We start from the raw sequence: 25529 nt of genomic DNA, 5'->3' as shown, positions 1-25529 counted from the left end.
CTTTTTTATTTTTTATAAAGGGGAGTACAGCATGAATGAGAAAGAAAGTATTGTAATAGGGGTAGAGGAAGAATTACCGCCAGTTAAAAGTTTTTTATATGGATTGCAGCATGTCTTTGTTTCAAATGTCTGGCTAGATCCAATTTTTGTCGCTGCGATGATTGGATTGCCGCTGTCCTTATCAGCCAATATTGTCAACGCCATTTTTATCTCTGCCGGACTGGTTACCTTGATACAAGCAACGAAGCTTGTCAGATTGCCGATTGTTCAAGGACCGTCCGCAGCCTTTGATTCCATCATGATTTCAGCAGGTAAAGCAAATGCGCTTGCGGCTGCAAGTGGCAGTATCTTTTTAAGTGCAATTATTGTTTTTCTATTATCCATTACCGGAATAATCGGAAAGCTAAAGGCTCTATTTACACCAGTTATTTCCGGAACCGTTATTTTTATCGTCGGAATTTCCTTATCAAGCTTTACATTATATGAATTTTTAGGCGGAACACCGGGAATGGACAGCTTTGCAAGCTCGAGTACGCTTGTCATGTCTATCCCAACTGCCTTGGTAGTTATTGTTTTATCTCTTTTCGGCCGCGGCATATGGAAGTCATTCTCCTTCCTTATTGCCCTGATTGTTGGGGATTTGATTGCCATTTGTATTGGGAAAACAAACTTTTCAATCATTAGTGAAAAAGGCTGGTTTGGCATGCCTCATTTTCTCCCCTACGGAGAATTCACCTTCCATTGGAGCTGGTTTTTGACTTTTTTTGTCGCTTACATTGTTGCGATTATCGAAGCAATGGGAGTTTATCAGGCATCCGCGGAAATGCTTGATATTGATTTGGATCGAAAAAGAATCCGAAACGGTTTTGCAGGTGAGTCCGCTGGTTCACTTATTTCCTCATTAATCGGAGGATTTCCTACTACTGCATATGCTCAAAATGTAGGATTACTAAGATTAACAGGTGTAGGGTCACGGAAACCGGTAATTGTAGCGGGAATCATCTTTTTAGTTCTTGGCTTTGTGCCAAAGGCTGGTGCCATCCTTGCACTGACACCGGATGCTGTTGTCGGCGGAATCTTTTTACCTGCGGCAGCAAGTTTAGTTTTTACCGGTATTTCGATTTTGGCAAAGGTGGAAAAGAACGAAACCAACTATATGATTATCGGACTTTCTATTCTTTTAGCGATTAGTTTGCCTACCTATTTTAAAGATGTAAAAGGAACTATCGGAACATTCCTTTCCAATAGTATTTTTATCGGGGCATTTTTCTCGATTATTCTTCAAGTTTTATTGGTCAATTTACCAAAATGGTTTAGAAAAGAGGCAGTAAAAAATGAGACCGGAGTCACAACAAATTACGAATGAAATTTTACAATTTATTCATCAGTATCCGGAAGGGCTTCCTCCAGAAGCAGAGACAAACTTTAATGAACTAGCAATAAAGTTATTTAATTTTCAATTTAAATTTAATCTGCCATACAAAAAGTTTTGCCAAACAAAGCGCAAAACCCCGTTAACGGTCAAGAATTGGAGGGATATTCCGGCCATTCCGCTTCAAGGATTTAAAGAAATGGTGTTATCCTCTGAATCTGTAGAGGATGCTGAGGCCGTTTTTATGACAAGCGGCACTACAAACCCGAATGCCAAGGGGAAAAACTATCACCCAACTCTGGCAGTTTGGGATGCTTCAATGAAGTGCCCATTTAAACATTTTGTCTTGCCTGATGTAGAAAAAATCACGATGTTTGTGCTATCACCGGCAGCGAATCTTAATCAAAATTCCTCGCTATCCAGATATTTAACAAATGCTGTCACCTTTTTTGGGACTGAAAATAGCCGTTTCTTTTTCAATGAAAAGGGACTGGATATGGAAGGGCTGACAAACGCTTTAAAGGAATCGGAGGAACGTGGAGAGCCGATTCTCCTGATAGGAGCAACGTTCGCTTATGTGCATGTTTTGGATTATTTAAAAGAAAAGAACGTCAGGTTCCAGCTAGGAAAGGGCAGCCGGATTTTTGATACAGGCGGTTTTAAAGGGCAGTCACGGGAAATAGAAATGGACCATTTATATTACATGTTCAAGGAGTATTTCCATGTCGATCGTACAATGTGCATCAATATGTATGGAATGACGGAATTAAGCTCGCAAATCTATGATCAAACTATTTTATCAAATTATTTAACTGGAACAACTGTATTCGATAAAACAGGACCTGCCTGGGTGAAAACCATTGTGCTGGATGCAAACACATTAGAGCCTGTAAGCAATGGCGTGGCAGGGGTAATTGCTCATTATGACCTAGCCAATTGGAATTCCTGCCAGGCAATCTTGACAGAGGATTTAGGTTATAGAACGGAGGAAGGCTTTGTTTTACTTGGAAGAGTAAAGGGGTCAGAAGCCAGAGGCTGCTCGATTGCAATTGACCAATTATTGCAGGCAAATGGAAAATGAGGGGATGACTTATGGTAGATGATAGAGTAGTAGAAATCCCAGTCTATAAGGTACCAAAGTCAATCCAGCTGACTGAATTTCGTGAGGAATTGTTCGAAACAGAAAAGGGTGTTTTTATTCTAAAATATCCGATTCTATCCGCTGGTAATATCACCAAGATTTCTCGGACTGTTCAGGAAAATAGGGATCGATATTTAGCTGTTCTCTCAATAAACGATATCGTAGCAAAAATTGACCAGGCCGTTCAGCAATGGCTAAATCCTGATTACCGGTTACGACAATTTGCGGAAATTCTAATACCTAGAATTACTGGATATGATTCGGAGATGGTACGGCTTGAATTAAAACGGTACATCAGAATGTTTCGCAAAAAAGAACTCCTGCGCTTCCTAGATGAAGAGTTTGACCAGCCAGCCATGCTCGATGAGTTTCGTCCAAGAAAAACAGGGGGGATGAGCAGAGCGTTTGGACCAAGGTCGATTTTTCATGTCTTCTCCGGAAACGTGCCGGGTGTACAAATCTGGAGTTTAATCATGGGGCTGCTGCTGAAATCCGCAAATATTGGAAAAACCTCAACGACGGAGCCGCTATTTCCTGTTTTGTTTGCTGAATCATTAGCAGAAGTGGACCCGCTATTAGCTGAATCCATTGCAATTCTTCCTTGGAAAGGCGGGACAAAGGAACTCGAGGAGCAGGCAATTGCAGCGGCGGAAGCGGTGATTGTTTATGGATCCAATACTACGGTAGAAACAGTACGTGAACTTGTGCCGTTTGGAAAGAAATTTTTATCCTATGGGCACAAAATTAGTCTGGCTTTGGTTGGCAAGGAGGCGCTCACTGCTGACCATTATTTTGAAACGATCCATAAGTTAGCAGAGGATGTTTCGGTTTTTGATCAGCAAAGCTGTTTATCTCCCCAATCGGTATTGGTGGAAGAGGGGGGCGCTGTCAGTCCGAAGCAATTCGCCCAAATGCTTGCAGCAGAATTAGAACGTTATCATAAAAAACGGCCGCGGGCCACGCTTACCGCTGAAGAAGCAATGTCCATTCAAAAGGTAAGAAATCACTATCATTTGGAGTCATTGTCAAGGGATGGCATCAGTGTCTTTGCAAGTCTAAATGCTTCAGCATGGACGGTGATTTATCATGCCGAAGCAGGAATGGAAGGGTCACCGTTGAATCGAACAATCCATGTGTTCAACTCACAAAGATTAGAGGATGATTTTGAAAAAATAGCACTATATCAAGACTATTTACAATCCTGCGGCCTTGCGGTATCACCTAATCGTCTTTTTCAAATCGCTGAATTACTAGGAACATTGGGTGTTAATCGTATCGCTCCAATTGGCGAAATGAATCGGGCGAAGCCGGGATGGCATCATGATGGCGGTTTTAACTTACTGGATTTAGTGAGGTTTACCGATATTGAACGAAACCTTGAACTGGATTTGGAACGGTTTGACCCGGATGTCGAGTAGAAGGAAGGTTAAAAGAATGATATTAAAAGATAAAATTATCTTGGTAACAGGGGCGAGCCGCGGGATTGGGGCAGCAGTTGCTAAGAAAGCAGCATCTGAAGGTGCGTTTGTGATTGTGAATTACTTGCGAAATGAACAGCTTGCAGGTCAGGTCGTTTCGGAGATAGAGGCAAATGGAGGCCAGGCAGCCCCGCTCCAAGCGGATGTCCGTGATGAAGTGCAGGTCGAGGAAATGATCAACCAAATCATTGACTCCTTTGGCGGAATTGATGTCGTGGTCAATAATGCCCTCAACCATTACACGTTTAACCCAAAAACACGAAAAACAGCTTGGGAACTGGAGTGGGCGGATTACGACCAGCAAATCGCAGGCAGTCTTCAAGGTGCCTTTCATATTTGTAAAGCGGCAATGCCTTATATGAAACAGCAAATGTCAGGCCGGATTATCAATATCGTCAGTAATTTAATTGATTTTCCGGTCGTCCCGTATCATGATTATTCAACAGCGAAAATGGCGCTGCTTGGGTACACAAGAAATCTTGCAAAGGAACTGGGTGCCTTTGGGATTACTGTTAATGCGGTTTCTCCTGGTCTTACATATCCAACTGATTCAAGTTCGGAGACAAAAGAGGATGTTCGGGAAATGATTATTGGTTTGACCCCAATGCACCGTCTTGCTATGCCGGAAGATATTGCAGGTGCTGTTCTATTTTTGGCATCTGATTGGGCTTCCTTTATTACCGGACAATGTATAAATGTCGATGGCGGATTAGTGATGAATTAATAGAAGGAGGAAATTTAATATGAATAAAGATTATATTAGCGCAACATTACAAAAGGTGAGAGAAAAAAACCCGTTGGTCCATAACATCACCAACGTAGTGGTAACGAATTTTACCGCAAATGGACTGTTGGCACTTGGTGCTTCACCAGTGATGGCTTATGCTCCTGAAGAAGTAGCGGATATGGCGAAACTAGCTGGAGCGCTTGTCTTAAATATTGGAACGTTAAACTCAGCAGAGGTTGAATCCATGATTATTGCAGGGAAATCTGCTAATGAATATGGCGTCCCTGTTATACTTGACCCGGTTGGAGCAGGGGCAACAGTTTTCCGCACGGAAACAGCAAAACGACTCATCAATGAGATTCGGATTTCCGTAATCCGTGGGAATGCCGCCGAAATCGCCAATGTTGCCGGTCTCGATTGGGAAATTAAAGGCGTTGACGCCGGTCAGTCAAATGGGGATTCAGTGGAATTGGCGATTCAAATAGCACAAAAATTAAAAACAGTTGTAGTCATTACTGGGAAGGATGACGTCATTTCTGACGGACAGCGCACCTTTATCGTTCATAATGGACATCCAATCCAAACTAAAGTGACTGGATCAGGTTGCCTATTAACCTCGGTGATTGGAGCTTTTGCAGCTGTTGAAAAGGATTTGGTATCAGCCTCCGTTTCAGCACTAGTCTTCTATGGATCTGCAGCTGAAATTGCAGCTGAAAAAACTGCCGCTATGGGACCAGGCAGTTTTCAAATTGAATTTTTAAATCAGCTCTATCAAGTTTCAAGGGCAGAAATTGAGAAATATGGTCATTTTACTCAGGCAGTAGGGAGCGAATAGGATGGATGTCAGAAAAGCATTAACGATTGCAGGCTCTGATTCTGGCGGCGGTGCTGGAATCCAGGCCGATTTAAAAACGTTTCAAGAGCTAGGTGTTTTCGGAATGTCTGCTCTAACGGCAGTTACGGCACAAAATACATTGGGTGTGCAAGCAGTTTATCCGATGACAAAAGAAGCAGTGGCGGCACAAATTGACTCCATAGGAGCTGACATGGGGACTAATGCTGTTAAAACAGGGATGCTTTTTAGTTCAGAAATTATTTGTGCGGTTTCTGAAAAAATTAGTCAAAATCAGTGGGAAAAAGTTATTGTTGATCCGGTGATGATTGCAAAAGGCGGCGCATCCTTGCTTCAAATGGAAGCCATTGAAGCTTTGAAAAAATATCTTTTACCATTGGCATGGGTGGTAACCCCAAATATTCCTGAAGCCGAGGTGTTAACAGGAATGACGATTACTACTATTGATGATCGAAAAGAAGCAGCAGAACGAATCATCGAATTTGGGGCAAAGCATGTAGTGATAAAAGGCGGCCATGATGAGAAACTCGAAGATGCTGTTGACCTTCTCTATGATGGAACCGAATTTTACTATTTTAATAGTAAGCGGATTTTAACAAGAAACACCCACGGTACAGGCTGCACTTTTTCAGCGGCGATTACGGCAGAAGTAGCGAAAGGTTCCAATGTTTATGAGGCTGTTGCAACTGCCAAAGAATTTATTCAAGCGGCAATCGAAGCAGATTTGTTCATTGGTACCGGCCATGGGCCAACGAACCATTGGGCGTACAACCGAAAGAGGGGCATTTTAAATGGAACGAATGAATAAGGAATTGATCCAGGCAGCTTTAAAAGTTTACTTTATTATGGGGAGTAATAATTGTAATAAAGATCCTGAAACGGTGTTGGAAGAAGCGATTGCTGGAGGAATTACCTTGTTTCAATTTCGAGAAAAAGGAAAAGATGCTCTTGATGGAGCAGCAAAATATGATCTTGCAAGAAGGCTCCAGCAAATTTGCCGGATGAACGGAATTCCTTTCATTGTCAATGATGATGTTGGGTTGGCGCTAGAATTAGATGCGGATGGTATACATATTGGGCAGGACGATGAACCGGTTGAAACCATTCGTGAAAGGATTGGTAATAAGATTCTGGGGGTTTCTGCTCACACGCTTGAGGAAGCCGAGGTAGCTGTCAGGTGCGGAGCTGATTATCTTGGAATTGGTCCGATTTTTCCAACCAGTACCAAAGAGGATGCGAAAGCGGTACAGGGCACATTGTTAATTGAAAAACTGAGGGCCAACGGTTTTACAATTCCGTTGGTTGGGATTGGTGGCATCAATGCTGGTAATGCTTATGGTGTAATGGAAGCAGGGGCTGACGGGGTGTCTGTTATTACAGCGATTAGCAAAGCCGGGGATATAACTGAGGCTTCAAGACAATTATGGTTTGCGGTTGTTGGGGATAAAAATAGGTAAATGATGTTCGCCTGGTCCCTGACGGGGTTGATAGTGCCCGTGGGAAGGAAAAAAGAGAGCGTCCGGGCGTTGATATAGGTTGTTAGTGCCCGCAAAGATAAAATAAGTGAAGCTGTAGGCACTTTTGAAGCGCACAACAGGTCTATAAAAATATAGGACCATATCTTTACTTGTTTTTGATAAGACCATAAAATAATAAATGGCCCCCAGCCACTGGGCTGGGGGCTTTTACCATTCTATTGCACAGCTCCGCGAACCTTTTGGATCAAAGAATCCACCGCTCCGCCAACTTTATAAAGAACCTTATCCAGATTCTCCTTCCAAACAGGGGCATTTTCCTTAATTGTTTTGCCAATCTTTTCGGCATTCGCATTTAATTCCTTTTTAATTGCTTCTGCCTTTTGCTGCATTTCCTGCTTTGATTGGGTTTTTCCAGCAAGCTGATCATTCACCGAGACCACATCAAAATTCTCCCGTGGAACATAGGGTAGGGAAGATCGCATGATCTCCTTGAAAATCGGTACAACTTGGACTGAACTTGCGCCCGTCAAATAATGCTGCCTGTCCGTTTGGTCAAATCCAATCCAGATCGCTCCGACAAGATTTGGAGTATAGCCGACCATCCACTGAGCCTTTGTGCCCGAAACACCACTAAAAGGAAGCTGAGTAGAACCTGTCTTTCCGGCTATTTGAACACCCGGAATATGAGCAAGCTTTCCTGTTCCTGATTCCACAACATTTAACAACATAGAAGTCATCTGATTTGTAACCTTTTTAGACGTTACTTTTGTTGCTTCTGACTTATGTTCCACAATGACATTCCCCGTTGGACCGACAATTTTCGTAATCAGATGGCTGTCATACCGCTTCCCGCCATTTGGAAACGTTGAATATGCATCAGCCATTTGCAGAGGGGAAACTCCTTTACTCATTCCCCCAAGCGCGATTGCTAAGTTTTTATCTGCTTTCTGGACAGGGATACCGAAACGGTTTAAGGAATTAAGACCTTTATTAAGACCGATTTGATCCAATAGCCAAACGGTCGGAATATTCAAGGACTCCTCGAGAGCTTTATACATCGGAACCTTCCCGCTATAGGTTCTAGAGAAATTCTCCGGTTTATATTTGCCAAATGAAATCGGCTTGTCTACCAGTTCTGAGGAATAATCATATCCCTCTTCAAGTGCAGGCGTATAAACCGCTAGCGGCTTAATCGATGAACCAGGCTGAGCATTTAATTGCGTTGCTCGGTTAAAGCCGCGAAATACATGTTCACCTCGTCCGCCCACAAGAGCCCGCACTCCTCCTGAGGCAGGATCCATTAATACAGACCCACTTTGTGATAATTTGCCACCCATACTTCTTGGGAACAAATAATCCTTACTATAAACATTCTCCAAACCTGTCTGCAAATTCTGATCCATTTCGGTATAAATCCGATAACCGCGTGTCAAAATTTCATCCTGCGTCAAGCCATAACGATAAATTGCCTCATTTAAAACCGCATCAACATAGTAAGGGTATTTCCGGTCAACAAAGCTTCCACCGCCATTATCAAGCACAATTTTTTCATTTATTGCCTGTTTGTATTGTGAAGCGGTAATGAATTTTAGTTCTTTCATTTTCACTAAAACCACATTGCGGCGTTTTACGGCCTCATCATAATTTTTATAAGGGTCAAGGTAGTCCGGAGCATGTAGCAATCCGGCCAAGAGAGCCGCCTCACTAATGGATACATCCTTGATGTCCTTATTAAAATACTTCTTTGCTGCATTTCCAATCCCCCATGCACCGCTGCCAAAGTAGACCTGATTCAAATACATTTGCAAAATTTCATTTTTGGTATAAACCTTTTCGATTTTAACGGCTAAAAATAATTCCTCAGCCTTCCGCTTGTAGGTCCGTTCTGGCGAGAGCAAAGCGTTTTTAGCAAGCTGCTGGGTTAAGGTACTTCCACCTGCCGTAACTCTTCCAGAAAATAAATTTCCAAAAAACGCTCGGGCAATCCCTCTGACATCGAAGCCGCCATGCTGATAAAAGCGCTCGTCCTCAATCGCAACAACAGCATTCGGAACATATTTGGGAATTTCTTCAATGTTCACGCCTTTTGTCCGATTCGTTAATACATTCGTTGCCACTTTTCCATTTTTATCATAAATAACAGTTGGCTGGTTTAACCCCTGTTTTAACGATTCCACATTTGCTCTTATCGCAATCCAACCAAAATAAAGAATCGTAAATAAAACAACGACCAATAAAATTAATAAAAAAATTTGAGTAAGATGCCTCTTTTTCCAAAAAGATACGATTTTTTCCCAATAGGGTTGCAATTTTTCCATTTTATCTCCTAACTTTCAAAGGAATTTTGCTTTTTTCATTATAAGTTTTCTTGTCGAAAAAGACCAATAATACGGTAAATTTTCTAGAAATATACCCATTTTTTTTAGAACCAGTTTTTTTGGACAACCATTTATGTCATAAGCATATGTTATAGAAAAGAGAGGTTACAACATATGAAGGGAGTAGGAGCATGATTAACTGGAAAGTTCGCTTAAAAAACAAACATTGGGTGCTTGCCTTTGTTTCACAAGTGATGATCGTTCTACAAATGATTTTGTCTGGATTAAATATGTTGGGTTTAATCCATTTTGAATTGACACAAGCAGTTCAGAGTTCAGTATTAACCTTTATTAATGCAATTTTTGTCATTCTTTCTATGCTTGGTCTCGTTCAAGATCCAACCACAAAGGGATATGGGGATAGTGACCGTGCCTTAAATTATAAAGACCCAAATTAAAAAGAATATTATATGAAAGAAAACGTCCAAACTTCCAATTGATTATTAGTATGGACGTTTTTATTTGTGTCTAATTTGTAACAATTAAAAAAACTTCGTTGACACTGATAATCATTCTCTATTATAATGATAAATGTAAATGATAATCATTATCAAATATAAAAATAAGCTACATACGGGGGAGAAAAGCAAAATGGCAATGAAATTTAAAGTGTTTGCAGCAATGGCCGCATTATCACTGGTACTAGGAGCTTGTGGCAAAGCAGAAGAGAGTGCAAATAAATCAAAGGTTGAAAGCAATCAAAATTCAGAAGTAGAGAAAAACGAATCTGCTGAGAAAGAAAAAGTAGAATATGCAGATGTTTTTACAGAAGCAGTGACAGAGCTAGAGAAAGCCAAGGAAGGCAAAAAGGTTGATTTTGATAAAGTAACAAAATTATATAACAACAATTTGAAAGAATTAGTTCAAAATAGGGATGCAGAATTTGAAGATACTGTTGATGAAAAAATCACGGCCGCATTAACAGCTGGCAAAGACGGATCATTGGACCCGGTTGTGGTAAAACAGGTTTTTGATAAGCTTATGCAAAAGGTATTTTATACATCAATTAAGCATGATTTTACTGAAGTAGCTGATAAATGGGGCAAAACTGAAGAAGTAAACCACGAAATTGAAGAGGCAAAAGAATATTATGCAATTCTAAAAACTACAGTTGAAAAACGTGATGCTGCTTATGGTACCAATCTTGTAAGTGCAATTGATGGCGGTTTTAACGAAATCGAAACAGCTGTTAAAAACAAAGATGAATTAGGCTTTAATCTTGGTAAACAAGTAGTGGACAAAACCTTAATGAAGACCTTCTACTTAGCAACTGGAGCACTACCAAACGGCTATGCTACAAAAGCGGCAAATGAAGCGAAAAAAGATGAAAAGGCAGCAAAAGTAGAACAAGCTGAAGGCTGGGCATTCTTCCAATCTGTATACTCATACCTAAACAAACATGCTGCTGATGAAACAGCATTTATCGAAAAACAATTTAATTTAGAATCGAATGTTTCGGAGCTTGACCCAGCTGCAGTAAATAAAGCATTTGTTCGCGGATTTGCGAAAATTGCTATCAGTGAGTACGGTGAAAGCAAGGAATTACTTGGTAAAGATGATAAAGCGGTAGTAACTGGTTTAGAGGGTGCATTATTTATCGACATCATTGGTGAAGATATCAAAACCATGCTTGGTGAGGATGCCTACAAGAACCTGAACGAGAAAGCACATAAATATGTTGAAACCGCAAAAGCAAAAGATAAAGCTGCTGGCGAGGCGCAATTGAAGGACCTGATCTCCACTCTGAATACAATCGTAGAAAAAGCGAAATAATTTAGTGGAAAAACCTTGTAACAATTGCAAGGTTTTTCCTGTTTTTAGGGAATAGTATACATATGGAGCGGATGGAAGTGTATAAGGGTAAATCAAGCAAAGTGGCAAAGAAGTCAAGAAGGAATAAAGCTTGGGTAAGAACAGGCGGATTTTTACTAATTATCGTCTTTGTTTTTCTCTCTGTCCGTTATTTTCATGCGGAGCAATTTTGGAAGGAAACGAGGAAGTTTTTTGTCGATAACCCACTGATTCTTCTGATTGTAACTATATGTTATTTTTTATCATTTTGTCTGCGTGCCGAAGCATGGAGAATTTACTTAGGGAAAAAAGTTAGATATTTTAGCTGTCTTCAGGGGCTTCTCTTTAGTTTATTCATTAACCATATTACTCCGATTAAGGCAGGGGATGCTGTAAGGATTGGCGTCCTGTCCTGGAGGGAAAAGCATATTTCAACTTCGATATCTGCTCATTCGGTAGTGGTGTTAAGAGTATTAGATATGTTAATTTTACTGCTATTTTCATTCATGGGACTCTTGGCTTTTTCACGAGGTATTCTGTTTAAATCATCCATTGTTTTACTAATAGCTGCTTTTGTTTTCATCATCCTTGCAATATGGTTCTTGAGGAGATACCTCCCAAAACTTTTCAAAAAGCATCTACATCTATTAAAAAATAGTTTTCAGGCTAAAAATTTTCTGCCTATCTTCACACTTACAGTTTTGAGCTGGGCTCTTGAAGGTGTAGTTGTTTTTGGAGTGACCTCATCAATTGGCCAGCATCTTGGCCCATTTAAAGCCATCTGGGTAAACTCCATAACAGTTGGGGGACAGGTTTTTCAAATTACCCCTGGGGGAATTTCTACATACGAATCAGTGATGACAGCAGCATTAACCAGTTTTCATTATCCGGTAAGAGAAGGGTATATGGTTGCATTAATTAGTCACAGCTATAAATTTATCTTTTCTTATTTTGCAGGGATCATGCTGCTTTTGATATCCCCTGCTGTAAAAATGCAACAAATTAAAGCGTTACTACGTTTGAGGAGAGGTTAAGGATGAAAAAAGCATCAAAATTTGAAAAGGTTGCGGCAAGATGCTGGAACCTCTTAAATGAAGGAAAGCCGTTTACCCCCATTTTTACTGTGGGAACAATGATTCTATACATAATCTTTAGAATTGGTGAAGCACCTAATCCGGTTGATGTTTTTGCTGGTTTTCTTGGTATTGTGCCGCTATTAATTATTTATTACTTGTTTGACTTTCCATTGTTCCTTCGAAATTATCTCTGGATTCCATACATTGCTTATTTAATGATTTGGAATCAAGTAAACCTTGGATTGCTGTTGTTTGCAATTGGTCTCTATTTCTTCTTTACCGTTTTTTTCTGGGGAACCTTTTACTATCATTTACGAATCGGCACCTCCTGGCTGAATTTCACCCGGTTTTGGAAGCTAGTTTTAAAAAATAGTGACTCTACAAGTGGAAATGCTCAAGAACAGCTGCCAAAGTTCCTTCTATTATTATCGTTATGGAATTTTGGTACTGCAAGCACAGGATGGACTGGTAAGGAATTATCTATGTTGGCAGTTTTTTATGCGGGAATTCTTTTATTTGCCTGGATTCTACATAAAAACCTATTTGATTGGAAACCGAAGGTAATTCCCACCTATACCGATAATGTTGACGTGCCGGGTAACGCTGTAAATGAGAAAGTCATCGTGATGGTCATCGATGGAATGCGGAAGGAACGTTTTGAAGAAGCACATACACCTTTCCTTGATTATTTGCGAAAAAATGGTACAGAGTATACTAGAATGGAAACGGTATACCCTGCAAGAACCGTTGTTTGTTTCTCTTCCATGTTCACGGGCACCTACCCGTTTGAACATGGTATCAAATCGAATATGGTATGGAAGCTTGGTTTAAAAGTTGAAAGTATTTTTGATTCTTTACGAAAAATCGGGAAAAAGGGATCATTGCTGGGGATTGCCCATCTTGTCGATTCCTTTGGCAGCGATGTCGAAACCGTTACCGCTGTGATGCACAATGATGTTGCCGACCGCAATATTATTGAACGGGCAAAAAAAATTATGGATGAACAAGACCCAGATTTACAAATTGTTCAATTAATAGGAACCGATCAAACGGGACATAGCCGAGGAGTCCTTTATGATGACTATATCGAAAAAATCCAGGAAGCAGATGCACTGGTAAAGGAATATTTCGAATGGCTTCAAGAAAAAGGAAAGCTTGAAAACTATACATTCGTCGTTTGTGCTGACCACGGCCAAGCGGATGGAATCGGCGGTCACGGACATTTGGACGAAGGGGAAAGGTATGTCCCATTTTTCATGTATGGGCACTCGATTAAGAAGGGGAGACGAGTGGAGGAAAAACATAGTTTAGTATCACTCGCTTCAACGATTTCTTATTTATTGGGAGCTCCTTACCCGGACCATGCCCGTGGTCCTGTATTAATTGATGCAATCAGGAAGGATGTAGAGTTGAATGAAACAGAAGAAAATTATCGTATTCCTTCCAGCCTATAATGAGGAAGCTTCGATTGCAGAAGTGATTCAAAAAATACCAAGGAAGTTTCATCAGAATATCAACATTGAGGTTTTAGTTATTAATGATGGTTCAAATGATAACACAGTAGAGGTGGCGAGAATTGCGGGGGCAGACTATATTCACAGCTTTACGATCAATCAGGGATTGGGAGCTGCTGTCCGAAAAGGGTTGGAGCTATGTGTTTTTCATGGGGCTGACATCGGGGTAATGATTGATGCTGATAACGAATATCCAGCCGATCAAATCCCGGAGCTGGTCGAACCAATTTTTAATGGGTCAGCTGATTATGTAATGGGATCTCGTTTTCTTGGAACCATTAAAGGGATGAAATGGAATCGCAGGTTAGGAAACTATTGTTTCACCGTGCTTCAGGCACTACTATTAAGAAAATGGATTTACGATGGCCAATCCGGTATGCGGGCTTTTTCAAGAAATGCCATGAAGGAAGCGGAAATCATTCATGATTATAACTATGCCCAGGTTGTGACGCTTAATCTGATTCGAAAGGGATTCCGAATGAAGGAAATCCCGATTCGTTATCAGGTCCGAAATACAGGAGAGTCGTTTATCAAATTTAAAAAGTATATGACTTCGGTTTTGCCAGCCATTTTAAAAGAAATGAGAAGGCCGGTTAAAAAAATAAATAAAAACCAACAAGTTGAGATGGTACAGGTAAGCGAAAAAGTACAATAAGTAAATCACTATGTGATAAATATGTGAAAATTATGAAGGTTACATTGACACAGACGATGATAATCATTATCATTAAGAGTGTAGGAGGGAACGTTTGGATGAAAAGATTTTCGGTTTTTATATTTTGTTTTGTACTGTTGATCACATGCCTACCGCAGAGGGGGGTATACGCCTATTCATATGGTGATCCCAATGAGGAAAAGGTTGCAGAAGTTTATAAACAAATGTTAGTTAAACTGGATGAGAACCCTCCCAATTTTACTTCTGCTAAAAAACTTTACGAAACAGTTAAAGAAGAAGTCGATATGCATATGGGTCCTGAGCCATCTAAGTTGATATTGGCGAACCTCGATGATCAGGATAAAAAAGCAGCGATAAGGAATATGAAAAAGTTACTCGTGTTAAATATTGCAAGACGGCTTGAGAGTATTGAAAAGAATTTTTCTGAATATGACACAACGAAAAGGCTTCTTGCCAAAGCTCATGCTACATATGATGCCCTCTCCCCAACAGTAGAGGCTGAGCATCCAGAAAATGACAAGAAAATACGAAAAGACTTTGATCAGGCACTAGAAGCATTAGGAAATCCGGGCTTATTTGGAGTAGGAAAAAAGGAAGCAAGTCTTGATTCCTTTAAAAAAAATAAAAAAGATATTTTAAATACCTTAAAAACAGAATTTAAAATAAAAAGTTTAGAAGTGGGACATTTTGCCGAAAGCGCAACAGAACAAGAATCAGCAGCAGCTAAAAAAGATTGGACGGATATTTCCAATATTCGCAATTGGATTCCAATTATCTTAATTGTTGCGGTTTTAATTGTTGTCATCGTTACTGTAATGAGAAGAAGAAAACAAAGATAGAAGAGAATATCGCAAGTTGGAGGAGAATCGGCAATGGAGATACAGTCACTGTTAATTACATTCCGTGAAGTATTAGAGGCTCTGTTAATCGTAGGGATTATTACTACGTATTTGAGCAGGGTAAACCAAAAGAAATATGTAAAATTTGTATGGCTCGGTGCAGGTCTTGCTGTGTTGGCCAGTGTCGGAGTAGCGCTTCTTTTCCAGATCGTATTTACCGGATTTGCTGCAATGGGAAGCGAAATGTATTTGAAAATAGGGATTATGCTTGTCTCGACTGTGCTTTTAACGCAAATGGTCTTTTGGATGGCGAGCCATAGCCGAAACTTAAAAGGCAACATGGAAGGTAAAATGAATCAATTTATCTCAACAGGGAATGTGGTTGGAATGGTGGTTCACTCCTTTCTCGTAGTTCTTCGTGAAGGTGTTGAAACCGTATTCTTCTTTGCTGCGATTACGGGGGGGAATATTGGTGCCGCCATGCAGGGCTGGGGTGCCATCACTGGTGTTGTGATTGCCGCGATTGTATCGTATTTCTTCTTCAAGGGAACGATGAGAGTACCGCTTAGTACCTTCTTTAAATTTACTGGCGGTTTCATTATTCTAATTTCAGCTGGTTTGCTCGTTCAAGCGATTTCAATGATGCAGGATTTAAATATCATTGGCAGTGTAATGCCACATGTTTATGATTTGACGTGGCTATTGCCGGAGCACCCAATTGATGCGAGTCACTACCTTCGTGATACCGGTCATGCACCGCTCTTATCTGGGGATGTAGGTGTTTTCTTGAAGGCGTTATTTGGCTATTCCTCTATGCCTTCGATTGAGGAAGTAATTGCGTACATCGGATATTTTGCAGCAATCTATCTGCTGACTTCTTCGAAATCGGTTAAATCGGTCAAAAAGAATGAAGATGCTGAAAAAGCTAAAATTCTAAAACCGCAAGCTAAATAAGATTGATTATAAAAGTACAAGGCTGTTAGCCTTGTACTTTTTCATGGAATAGGCGGTGAAATATGAAAAACTCAATTTTAAAATTGACCTTAATAGAATGGCTGGGGATTGCTTCTATACTTATTGTATTTATCATGCAGTGGGTTTACCTAAACCCGTTCGTTTCTTCCTGGGACCAGGTTGATTTTGCCTTGGCCGTCAAGCGTTTCGATCTGATGGAGATGCAGCCGCATTTTCCGGGCTATCCTTTTTTTATTTTAGGCGGTAAATTGATGCATGTTTTTGTGAGTGAGCTCTCACAGGCACTAACTTCCTTTACCATTCTTTTTTATGCAAGTTCGCTAATCCCGCTGTATCGAATCATACATAAAAGACTCAAACGTTCCTACGCAATTTTATCAACTGCAATTATTTATTCATCTAGCTATACTGTTATTATGGTCAACCAACCGATGTCAGAGGGGGCCGCACTAGCGGCCCTATGGTGGTATATATGGGGACTTGAGTTTGCAATTACTTCAAAAAATAACCGGGATATGCTGGTCCCACTGGGCCTTTTAAGTGTTTTACTTGGTATTCGACTCTCCTATCTGCCCTTTGCAATCGGCATCATCTATTTATTTTATCTGAAGGTAAAAACTAATAATACTCCAATGCGAACCATATTTATCTACACCATATGGGCCTTTTTATTTCAGCTCATATGGGTGATGGGTCTTGTTATTTCCGAAGGGAGTATAAGCGGATTCATCAAACTTTCATTAGCATTTACAAGCGGGCATTTCACCGATTGGGGAGGGGCTATCGAAACAGATCAGATAGACTTTTTTCAACGTATGTACCTGTTTATTTGGAAGAATATTTTCTGGACGGGTACTTTTGCAGAATCCCACTTAACTGCAGGTATTTATATTCTTTTATTCTCTTTTCTATTTCGAAAGGTAAAAAAAAGTCATCCATCCAACATGCTATTTTATTGGTTATTCGCTAGTTATTTCGTCTGGGCGTTACTGGCGCAGAATATTGAAAAAGCAAGACATGTTCTGCCGCTGGTTCTTATGCTCCTTCTTTTTGTAATGATTAAGCATTTTTCAAAAAAGCCATCTGCAATTGTTATGGGAGTGACTGTGGTAATTTTGTTCTGTCAAGTCAATCGTGATGTAAAGCTTTTAAAAATACAAGCAACAGAAAAACCTGCAGTTTACCAAATGAATGAATATATTCGGCAGTTAGATGAACCTGTCATTCTTTATACATGGGAAGAAACAAGAGTTCTGCAGTACCTAAAAGTACCTTACTTAAACAAAAGAATTGAAACATATCAATTGTTTAGACTGGAGTCAAAGTATTATCACGAGAAGACGATATTGTTGACCGATAAAGTCATCGAAGGATTTAAGTCCCAAGGAATAAACCTTGGTCAAAAAGTAAAAAAACTAAAAAGCTTTCATTCAAATGATCTATTTGAACCTATTTATCATGATATTACCATATATAAATGGATTGAATAGCGATAAAAGACCACAAATGGTCTTTTTTTCTTTACTTTTTGAACCCAAATTGATTTACTAATAAAGGAAAATACATAAAGTGAGGAATTTTATGAATAAAATTAAAACTTACCTTGGACAATTTCATACGATTGTTTGGGTCCTTTTAATTGGTACTGTGCTGGCAAGAGGCTCAGCTTTTATGACCCTGCCGTTTCTATCCATCTATTTATCTCGTAATATGGACCTTCCTCCTGTTGTTATCGGTTTGACAGTCGGAATGAGTCCGCTTATGGCAACCGTTGGCGGATTTATTGGCGGTCATCTTTCCGACAGATACGGGCGAAAAAAGGTCATGCTATTATCTTTATTCACACTAGCAATCGTTTACTACGGTTTTACTATTGCCAGCAGTCAAGGCTGGTTTATCCTTTTAAACGCTTTGAATGGACTTTGCAATTCGTTCTTTGAACCCACCTCACAAGCATTGATGGCAGATATCACCGATAAGAAAAATCGGATGAAAGCCTATTCCCTTCGTTATACCGCTATCAATATCGGGGCATCCGTTGGGCCGCTAATCGGGGCTTATTTAGCGGCAACATCCGCTAAAATGTCTTTTGCCATAACAGGTACAACCTATTTACTGTATGCGATTGTATTGTTTTTCTTTTTGCAAAGATTGGTCATTCCCCAACACAAGGAAAGCAAAAAAATGGTATCAATTATCAATGCATTTAGGATTATTGGTAAAGATCGGGCCCTCATGTTTTTAATTTTGGGCAGTATTTTAGTAAACATTGGGTATGTACAGCTCGATTCAAATCTGCCGCAACATTTGGAAGCAAAGTTGCAAAACGGCGTGGTAATATTTTCTGTTCTACTTACGATTAATGCGGTTATGGTTGTTGTCCTTCAGATGCCGATTAGTCATATAGCGGAAAAATTTAAGCCGATGCAGGCCATGCTTGCAGGTTCCATTTTTATGGCTGCAGGGCTTTTTGGTTTTAGTTTTGTATCCGGTTGGGTGACGGCTGCTTTTTCGATCATTCTTTTAACCCTGGGAGAAATTTTGATTTTTCCTTCGAGCAGCATTCTCATTGATCACCTCGCCCCTGAAAATTTACGAGGAGCTTATTTTGGTGCAGGGCAATTTAGAAAAATAGGAAATTTTCTTGGTCCGGTTTTGGGCGGGTTTCTATTAAGTCATGTTCATGGTCAAGTCATGTTTTGGATGATTGCAGTTATTACCTTGGGAAGTCTTTTCTTTTTTACAGCTGGTAATAAGGTTTATATAAAAACAAGAGTGGCAGGTATTGAAAAAATCTAAAAAGGATGCTCAATTGCATCCTTTTTTAATTATTTTAAAATCTCTTCAATTCTTGTAAGTGTCTTATTCGTTATATCTCATGCATTCTGTCTACCAATTTATCATTTTCTAAAAAACTAATCTCATAGTGCTGTCGAGGGGTAAATTTGAATACGATAAATTATCCAGTAGTAAAGGGGACTATGGGATGTGGCTTTGGATTAGTTTTGGACTACTAGTATTTTTGATTCTTCTTGAGGAATCAGTAAATTGGGGATGGAAACGATATTTATTTGGACCGAATCTAAAAAGAAAAGAAAAATGGAAGTATAGAATGAAATCCGTCCGTGGATTATGGAGAAAAATAAGAACGAAATTGGAGAGCTAATTGAGCCCTCCTTTTTTTATTTAAGAAGACGAATTATCTCCTTTTTTCTTACTAAGATAATCACGGAAGACGTCTATCAGAAAAAAAAGAATGAAAAAAATTAAAATGAGATATTCTGATGGCATCATGACACGAAAGGGATTTAAAGCATTCTTTAAAACATCATTGGGGTTTCGTCCCATCAATAGGTCTAGCCCGATGATCAGAGAAAACGAGAAAACAGCAAGCAGCATACTGACAAAAAGCAGTTTCATCTACATCACCTACTGACCGTAATACAAATATTGTTTGTTCCGATTTATCGTTTATGCAGAAACAAAAATGGATAATTTGGTGATTTTTGGACAATCTACCCATATTAGAGAATGATGGTGATTCTAAGTGAGGCGGAAATTGTGTCCATATTAACGAATATATTAAAAAAGAAGCAAAAAAAACGGCAAAACGATAATTACAGGCAAAAACAAGACCCGGGCAAGCCGGAAAATTTACCGTTAAATCGAGACTATCAAGAAAATATTACGAGAATTAAGGGAGAATTTGGCGATAGTACTGATATCGTTTTTCGGGAAATCAGATTTTCGAAAGTAAAAGGATTTGTCGTTTATGTGGATGGGTTAGCTGATAATAAAACAATTAATGATTTTTTCCTTCAAGCATTAACGGAAGAATTGGAAAAAGTGGAGATTAATTCTTTTGAATGGATGTTAGATTATGCAACAGGTTTAGGCAGTGTTCAGGCAATCGAAAACTGGGATAAGGTCTATGAATATTTATTATCGGGTAACACAATCATTTTTTTAGATGGATACAATCAGGCGATTAGTGTTGAGACAAAAGGTTGGGAGAAAAGGGCGATTTCTGAACCGTCAACGGAATTAGCCATCCGTGGTCCAAAGGATTCGTTTACAGAAACATTAAGAACAAATACAGCACTTCTCCGAAGAAGGATAAAAAGTCCGAATTTATGGCTTGAAACGATTAAAATAGGGAAAGTCAGCCAAACAGATATCGGAATTATGTATATAAAAGGGATTGCAAATGAAAAAATTGTGGCTGAAGTCAAAGAGCGTTTAAATCGTATCAATATCGATTCGATTATTGGTTCAGGCTATATTGAGCAATTAATTGAGGATCAGGCATGGACTTCCTTTCCAACTACTTTTCATGTTGAAAGACCAGATGTAGTAACTTCCCATCTACTTGAAGGAAGAATTGCGCTTTTAGTCGATGGAACTCCGTTTGTCGTGACAGTTCCGGCCGTTTTTATTCAATTTTTTCAGGCACCTGATGATTATTATTCACGCTTCGATCTTTCTTCAGCCATTCGTTTCTTAAGAATTTTAGCTTTTTTTATTGCAATTATGGGGCCGGCACTCTATATTGCAGCGACCACCTTCCATCAGGAAATGATTCCTACCACAATGGCAATTGCCATTGCAGCTCAGCGGGAGAATGTCCCATTTCCTGCCTTTGTTGAGGCCCTCATTATGGAGGTAACCTTTGAAATATTAAGGGAGGCCGGATTAAGACTCCCACGTGCAGTGGGTCAGGCTGTTTCCATCGTTGGTGCGTTAGTTATTGGTCAGGCGGCAGTTCAAGCTGGTTTTGTCTCCCCGGTCATGGTAATCGTGGTTTCGATTACAGCAATCGCAAATTTTTCGACACCGAGCTTCGCGATGGCTATCGCCGCAAGATTAATCCGCTTCGTTCTGATGATTTTGGCGACCATTTTAGGCTTTTATGGATTGATGTTAGGTCTCATGTTTATGACCATCCATTTATGTTCACTAAGGTCATTTGGGATTCCCTATATGATGCCGTTAGCTCCATTTAACATTAAAAACCAGCAGGATGTAATTGTACGATTTCCAATTTGGGCGTTGAAAAATCGGCCAATGTTTATCAGTAAAGGAAATATCGTTAGAACGGGAGAAAATCAGAAACCAGGTCCCCAAAATGAAAACAATCAATCTGGAACAAAAGGTGACCAGTAATGAAAAAATTTCTGATAATTTTTTTACTCATCATTCTTTTTCTTCCCATTGTAAGCGCATGCTGGAATCAAAAAGAGCTGACTGATCTAGCATTTGTCATGGCATTAGGTATAGATAAGGGCGAGAATCAGAAATTTGAATTTTCGGTACAAATTGTAAATCCTGGAAATGTATCATCAGGACAGAATGGCGGTGGGCAAGGATTGCCGATTGTCGTCTATAAGAGTTCCGGTAATACATTAACCGAAGCTGCGAGAAAATTAACAAAGCAAATATCACGCCGCCTTTATTACGCTCATACCAATCTGGTTGTCGTTGGTGAAGAAGTTGCGAAAACGGATTTACTAGATCTTTTGGACGCCCTCGACCGTGATCCCGAGTTTCGGACAACAACAGAGCTGGTCGTTGCTAGAAACGTAAGTGCAGAAGACATGATTTCAACGCTTTCACTTCTTGATAAACTACCGGTGAATAAGATCACAAAAGAAATTAATACAACAGAAAAACTGTTAGGAGAAAATATGCACGTCCCCATCGATGATTTTCTAGCTGCACTGGTTTCGAAGGGAAAACAGCCAGTGGCAAATGGAATTAGACTAATTGGCGATACAGAGAATATCGGGAAATCGGATATTTTACAAAAAACAAAAGCTGACGGCATTCCAGCTGCGGCTGGATTAGCCCTTTTCAAAAGTGGAAAATTGACGGGGTGGGTTGATCAAAAAAATGCCCGCGGTGTAGTATGGGTTTTAAACAAGGTTCAAAGCACAGATATTAATGTGAGTTGGAATGGAAAAAAGGATGCATTATCAATTGCACCCATTCGTTCGAAAACAAAGGTCACACCAAGCATGAAAAATGGAAAACCTCTAATAAATGTTTTTATTGAGAACGAAGGCTGGATTAGTGAAGCAAATACGGCTATTGACCTCTCAAATCCGGAAGTAATTAAAAAAATTGACCAACTCGTTCAAAATGAAATTCAAAAAGAAGTTTTAGAAGCGATTAAGGCTGCCCAAAGAAAAAAAAGTGATGTGTTCGGCTTCGGAGAAACGATTCATCGAACGTTCCCGCTTTATTGGAAAAAAATTAAAACTGACTGGGATAATCAATTTGCGGAGCTTGATGTAAATGTGCAGGTAGCCTCTTACGTAAGACGGGAAGGAATTCGAGTAAATCCATTCTGGGTCGATTTTACTAAATAACCCTAAGCAAAGGGGGAGAAGTTGTAGATGGAAAAGATAAAAATAAATGCATCCCAGCTTTTCGTCCTTGTCTTTCTTTTTGAAATGGGGAGTTCAATTCTTTTTGGTCTTGGTGGTAGAGCAAAACAAGACGCATGGATTGCCATTTTATTAGGATTAGCGGGCGGTTTACTCGTCTTCTTTATTTACTATCGTCTATTTCTTTATTATCAGGATTTGCCCTTGACTAGCTATGTACAAAAGATTGTCGGGAAGTGGCCGGGGCGAATCATTTCCTTATTTTATATAACGTATTTTATCTATTTTTCAGCGAGGGTCTTAAGGGATTTTGGCGAATTATTGACAACCACTGTGTATACCACTACCCCTCTGTTTGTCATTAATACCTTAATGGTGTTGACCATTATTTATGGAATACATAAAGGGTTAGAAGTCATCGCAAGAGTGGGGCAGCTATATTTCGGGATTATCTATTTAATGGCGATAGCAGGATTTTTGCTCATTATCTTTTCTGGCTTAATTCACTTTGAATACCTAAAGCCGATTCTTGAAAATGGCTGGAAACCGGTATTTAAAACGTTTCTTAGGGAAACACTTACCTTTCCGTTTGGAGAGATGATTGTTTTCACGATGATTTTACCATTTGTTAATGAACCAAAAAAAGTAAAATTTGTTTGTGTTGGCGGGATGATTTTAAGTGGAATCAATATCATTATTACAGTAATCATCACGATATCGACCATCGGTCCGGAAGTGTTTGTCCGGTCAAACTTTCCATTGTTAACAACCGTTTCGAGAATCCAATTGGCGAATTTTATTGAGCGGCTGGATGTTCTTTTTATGCTTTATCTCATCATTGGCGGTTTTTTTAAAGTTACACTCTTCTATTACGCAGCCGTTGCCGGTGCAGCCGATATATTTCAATTAAATCAGAAGAAGCTTACCTTTCCAATTGGATTGGTTGTTTTGTTCGCATCGATTACTATGGCCTCCACATATTCTGAACATATTAAAGAGGGGTTAGTAGTTGTCACGGTCTATTTACATTATCCCTTTCAAATTATCATTCCAAGTACTATGCTAGTGATTGCCTTTTTTCGAAATAGGAAGGAAAAATCTAATACGACGACAAATTGAAAAAACAGCCATTCATAATCTAATGACTGTTTTTAATCGGAATTATGGTTTTGCAATTTTTGCATGCCTTGTTGTTTCAGCCTTTTTGGGATTATGCGGCAAAACGATGGTGACTAATGTTCCTTCATTTTTTTGACTTTCAAATGTAATGGTTCCTTTATGTGATTGCACGATCTTGAAGCTGACCGTCAATCCTAAACCAGTTCCTTTTTCTTTGGAGGAGTAAAACGGCTCACCAATTTTGGCTAATCTTTCTTTCGTAATACCGCAGCCGTTATCTTTCACTTTAATCGTAATCTGCTCTTGTTCGATTTTTTCTATACTTACTAGAATCGTACCGCCGTTTTGTGAAGCTTCAATCGCATTTTTAATGACATTAATAAACAATTGCTTAAGTTGATTTGGTTCGCACTCCATGAAGGTTTCCTTCGCAGGAAAAGTTGATTTTATTTGCACGTTATATAGACTTGCTTCTGTATTTAATAATGAAATGACATCAAACATGATTTTTTGGATATCAGCAGTTGTATATTTAAGTACTTGCGGTTTTGCTAAAAGCAGCAGTTCACCCACAATATGGTTGATTCGATCAAGTTCATCTAGCATGATTTGGTAATAAAATTGATGCCTTTGGTCCTCAACCTGTAAAAGCTGAACAAATCCTTTCAAAGAGGTAAGCGGATTGCGAATTTCATGGGCAACACTTGCAGATAGTTCCCCGACGACAGAAAGTTTTTCTGTCCTTCTCAACCGTTCCTCTGTTTGCCTCAATCCCGTTACATCTCTTCCATAACCAATAACCCCTGTTATTTCACCATTAATAACAATGGGAAGGGAGGTAGTTTGTAAGGTAATCGAATGCCCGTCCGCATGGAGGATGTTTAATTCATAAATGATTGGCGTACTATCATCTACGACAGTCGAGATAAATTCCTTAAGATGATGACGAAAGCGTTTAGGTAATATGCTTTTTACATTTTTACCAATCATTTCTTCCCTTTTATAACCCGTAATAATTTCAAATTGTGGATTTAAATTAGAAAGGACTCCATTTAGGTCCATCATATAAACAATATCCGGGCTGTATTCAAACAATGATTTGTATTGCTGCTGGCTTTCTGCCAGCTTTTTGGCCATTTCTTTTTTTTCAGTAATATCTCGGCCAATAATCACGAGGCCCTGTCTTGATCCATCCGGATTAAACAGTGGGACTTTGATTGTGTCAAATGTTTTGCTAGAGCCATCGGGGATTGGAACCACTTCTTCGCACCTTGTCACGATTCCATTTTTCCACGTTTCTTCATCCGATACCTCGCAATACCTCAGTGCATCGGCATAGTAATCTGAGTATGCTGCTAATTCGGAGTCCTTTTTCCCTCGATAATCAATATTTTCAAGCTGGAATAACTTAAGTCCAAAATCATTTGCTTCAATCCATCTTCCTTCCCCATCCTTAAAGTTGACGAAATCAACCATCGAATTGATCAAGGTGGATAGACGTCTTTCATCCTCTTTGGACGCATTCAATTCTTCTTTTTTACCGATAAAGAAATAAATTGCTCCACCAGTAACAAGCACATAAAAGATTTCTTTTAACCGTTCAAAAATCCAAATTAAATGGGTGGGGAGATAATGTTCAACTAGATAATTTGTTCCATATATCCAAATAAAACTTAAGACAAAGTATAAAATTACAAGTTTTTGTTTCTTCATGTAATTCTCCAGT

Annotated in this window: 23 protein-coding genes; 20 read left to right on the top strand and 3 right to left on the bottom strand. The window is 39.4% G+C overall.

The annotated features are described in order from the left end of the window. Nucleotides 1-31: 31 nt before the first annotated feature. Genes E2K98_RS06845 through thiE form a run of 7 tightly spaced genes read left to right on the top strand, consistent with a single transcriptional unit; the run spans nt 32 to nt 7028 of the window. The gene (locus E2K98_RS06845) at nt 32-1366 is read left to right on the top strand and encodes a solute carrier family 23 protein (RefSeq protein WP_133333510.1); all 1335 of its coding nucleotides are present in this window, start codon (nt 32-34) and stop codon (nt 1364-1366) included. Further along, nucleotides 1335-2453, top strand: coding sequence for a LuxE/PaaK family acyltransferase (locus tag E2K98_RS06840; RefSeq protein WP_133333509.1), 1119 nt, complete (start codon nt 1335-1337; stop codon nt 2451-2453). The genes E2K98_RS06845 and E2K98_RS06840 overlap by 32 nt, the downstream gene beginning before the upstream one ends. An 11-nt stretch (nt 2454-2464) precedes the next feature. Continuing rightward, nucleotides 2465-3931: an acyl-CoA reductase gene (locus tag E2K98_RS06835; protein ID WP_133333508.1), complete on the top strand. Its 1467-nt coding sequence runs from the start codon at nt 2465-2467 to the stop codon at nt 3929-3931. 16 nt (nt 3932-3947) lie between these two features. Continuing rightward, on the top strand, nt 3948-4715 hold the full coding sequence (locus tag E2K98_RS06830; protein ID WP_133333507.1) for a 3-oxoacyl-ACP reductase: 768 nt from the start codon (nt 3948-3950) through the stop codon (nt 4713-4715). A 19-nt stretch (nt 4716-4734) separates the two neighbouring features. Continuing rightward, on the top strand, nt 4735-5553 hold the full coding sequence (gene thiM / locus E2K98_RS06825) for a hydroxyethylthiazole kinase (RefSeq protein ID WP_133333506.1): 819 nt from the start codon (nt 4735-4737) through the stop codon (nt 5551-5553). A gap of 1 nt (nt 5554) precedes the next feature. Further along, nucleotides 5555-6379 (top strand): bifunctional hydroxymethylpyrimidine kinase/phosphomethylpyrimidine kinase, encoded by an 825-nt coding sequence (thiD, locus tag E2K98_RS06820; protein WP_133333505.1) that lies wholly within the window; start codon nt 5555-5557, stop codon nt 6377-6379. Beyond that, nucleotides 6363-7028, top strand: a complete 666-nt coding sequence (gene thiE, locus E2K98_RS06815; RefSeq protein ID WP_133333504.1) for a thiamine phosphate synthase — start codon at nt 6363-6365, stop codon at nt 7026-7028. Before thiD ends, thiE begins: the two co-directional genes overlap by 17 nt. Nucleotides 7029-7264: 236 nt before the next feature. Here the strand turns inward: thiE and E2K98_RS06810 are convergent, their stop codons facing one another. Further along, on the bottom strand, nt 7265-9367 hold the full coding sequence (locus E2K98_RS06810; RefSeq protein WP_133333503.1) for a transglycosylase domain-containing protein: 2103 nt from the start codon (nt 9365-9367) through the stop codon (nt 7265-7267). Between the two features lie 191 nt (nt 9368-9558). Here E2K98_RS06810 and E2K98_RS06805 point away from each other — a divergent pair, with 191 nt between their 5' ends. From E2K98_RS06805 to E2K98_RS06760, 10 genes are all read left to right on the top strand, one after another. Next, complete coding sequence (locus E2K98_RS06805) at nt 9559-9825, top strand: phage holin (protein ID WP_133333502.1); 267 nt, start codon at nt 9559-9561, stop codon at nt 9823-9825. A 193-nt stretch (nt 9826-10018) separates the two neighbouring features. Further along, a complete protein-coding gene (locus tag E2K98_RS06800) occupies nt 10019-11200 on the top strand; it encodes a hypothetical protein (protein ID WP_133333501.1) in 1182 nt (393 codons plus the stop codon). Nucleotides 11201-11262: 62 nt separating this feature from the next. Continuing rightward, nucleotides 11263-12252, top strand: coding sequence for a lysylphosphatidylglycerol synthase transmembrane domain-containing protein (locus E2K98_RS06795; protein WP_133333500.1), 990 nt, complete (start codon nt 11263-11265; stop codon nt 12250-12252). Nucleotides 12253-12254: 2 nt separating this feature from the next. Then, on the top strand, nt 12255-13748 hold the full coding sequence (locus tag E2K98_RS06790) for an alkaline phosphatase family protein (RefSeq protein WP_133333499.1): 1494 nt from the start codon (nt 12255-12257) through the stop codon (nt 13746-13748). Next, nucleotides 13708-14463 (top strand): glycosyltransferase family 2 protein, encoded by a 756-nt coding sequence (locus E2K98_RS06785; protein ID WP_133333498.1) that lies wholly within the window; start codon nt 13708-13710, stop codon nt 14461-14463. Before E2K98_RS06790 ends, E2K98_RS06785 begins: the two co-directional genes overlap by 41 nt. 98 nt (nt 14464-14561) lie before the next feature. Beyond that, a complete protein-coding gene (locus E2K98_RS06780) occupies nt 14562-15323 on the top strand; it encodes a hypothetical protein (RefSeq protein WP_133333497.1) in 762 nt (253 codons plus the stop codon). A 33-nt stretch (nt 15324-15356) separates the two neighbouring features. Beyond that, a complete protein-coding gene (locus E2K98_RS06775) occupies nt 15357-16277 on the top strand; it encodes an FTR1 family iron permease (protein WP_133333496.1) in 921 nt (306 codons plus the stop codon). Between the two features lie 62 nt (nt 16278-16339). Continuing rightward, nucleotides 16340-17788, top strand: a complete 1449-nt coding sequence (locus tag E2K98_RS06770) for a hypothetical protein (RefSeq protein ID WP_133333495.1) — start codon at nt 16340-16342, stop codon at nt 17786-17788. A gap of 91 nt (nt 17789-17879) precedes the next feature. Further along, a complete protein-coding gene (locus tag E2K98_RS06765; RefSeq protein ID WP_133333494.1) occupies nt 17880-19097 on the top strand; it encodes an MDR family MFS transporter in 1218 nt (405 codons plus the stop codon). Nucleotides 19098-19284: 187 nt separating this feature from the next. Then, a complete protein-coding gene (locus E2K98_RS06760; protein ID WP_133333493.1) occupies nt 19285-19464 on the top strand; it encodes a hypothetical protein in 180 nt (59 codons plus the stop codon). Nucleotides 19465-19484: 20 nt separating this feature from the next. On the opposite strand, the gene E2K98_RS06755 is transcribed toward E2K98_RS06760, so the two are convergent. After that, complete coding sequence (locus E2K98_RS06755; protein ID WP_133333492.1) at nt 19485-19718, bottom strand: hypothetical protein; 234 nt, start codon at nt 19716-19718, stop codon at nt 19485-19487. Nucleotides 19719-19859: 141 nt separating this feature from the next. Between E2K98_RS06755 and E2K98_RS06750 the strand changes: the two genes are divergently transcribed. Genes E2K98_RS06750 through E2K98_RS06740 form a run of 3 tightly spaced genes read left to right on the top strand, consistent with a single transcriptional unit; the run spans nt 19860 to nt 23803 of the window. Further along, complete coding sequence (locus E2K98_RS06750; protein WP_235824737.1) at nt 19860-21461, top strand: spore germination protein; 1602 nt, start codon at nt 19860-19862, stop codon at nt 21459-21461. Further along, on the top strand, nt 21461-22666 hold the full coding sequence (locus E2K98_RS06745) for a Ger(x)C family spore germination protein (RefSeq protein ID WP_133333490.1): 1206 nt from the start codon (nt 21461-21463) through the stop codon (nt 22664-22666). Before E2K98_RS06750 ends, E2K98_RS06745 begins: the two co-directional genes overlap by 1 nt. Before the next feature lie 27 nt (nt 22667-22693). Further along, on the top strand, nt 22694-23803 hold the full coding sequence (locus tag E2K98_RS06740; protein WP_133333489.1) for a GerAB/ArcD/ProY family transporter: 1110 nt from the start codon (nt 22694-22696) through the stop codon (nt 23801-23803). Nucleotides 23804-23845: 42 nt separating this feature from the next. On the opposite strand, the gene E2K98_RS06735 is transcribed toward E2K98_RS06740, so the two are convergent. After that, nucleotides 23846-25516 (bottom strand): PAS domain-containing sensor histidine kinase, encoded by a 1671-nt coding sequence (locus E2K98_RS06735; RefSeq protein ID WP_133333488.1) that lies wholly within the window; start codon nt 25514-25516, stop codon nt 23846-23848. Nucleotides 25517-25529 lie beyond the last annotated feature (13 nt).

The sequence above is a fragment of the Bacillus salipaludis genome (assembly GCF_004358205.1).
The sequence above is the reverse complement of the archived record's forward strand: the minus strand, read 5'-3'. Positions and strand labels throughout refer to the sequence as shown.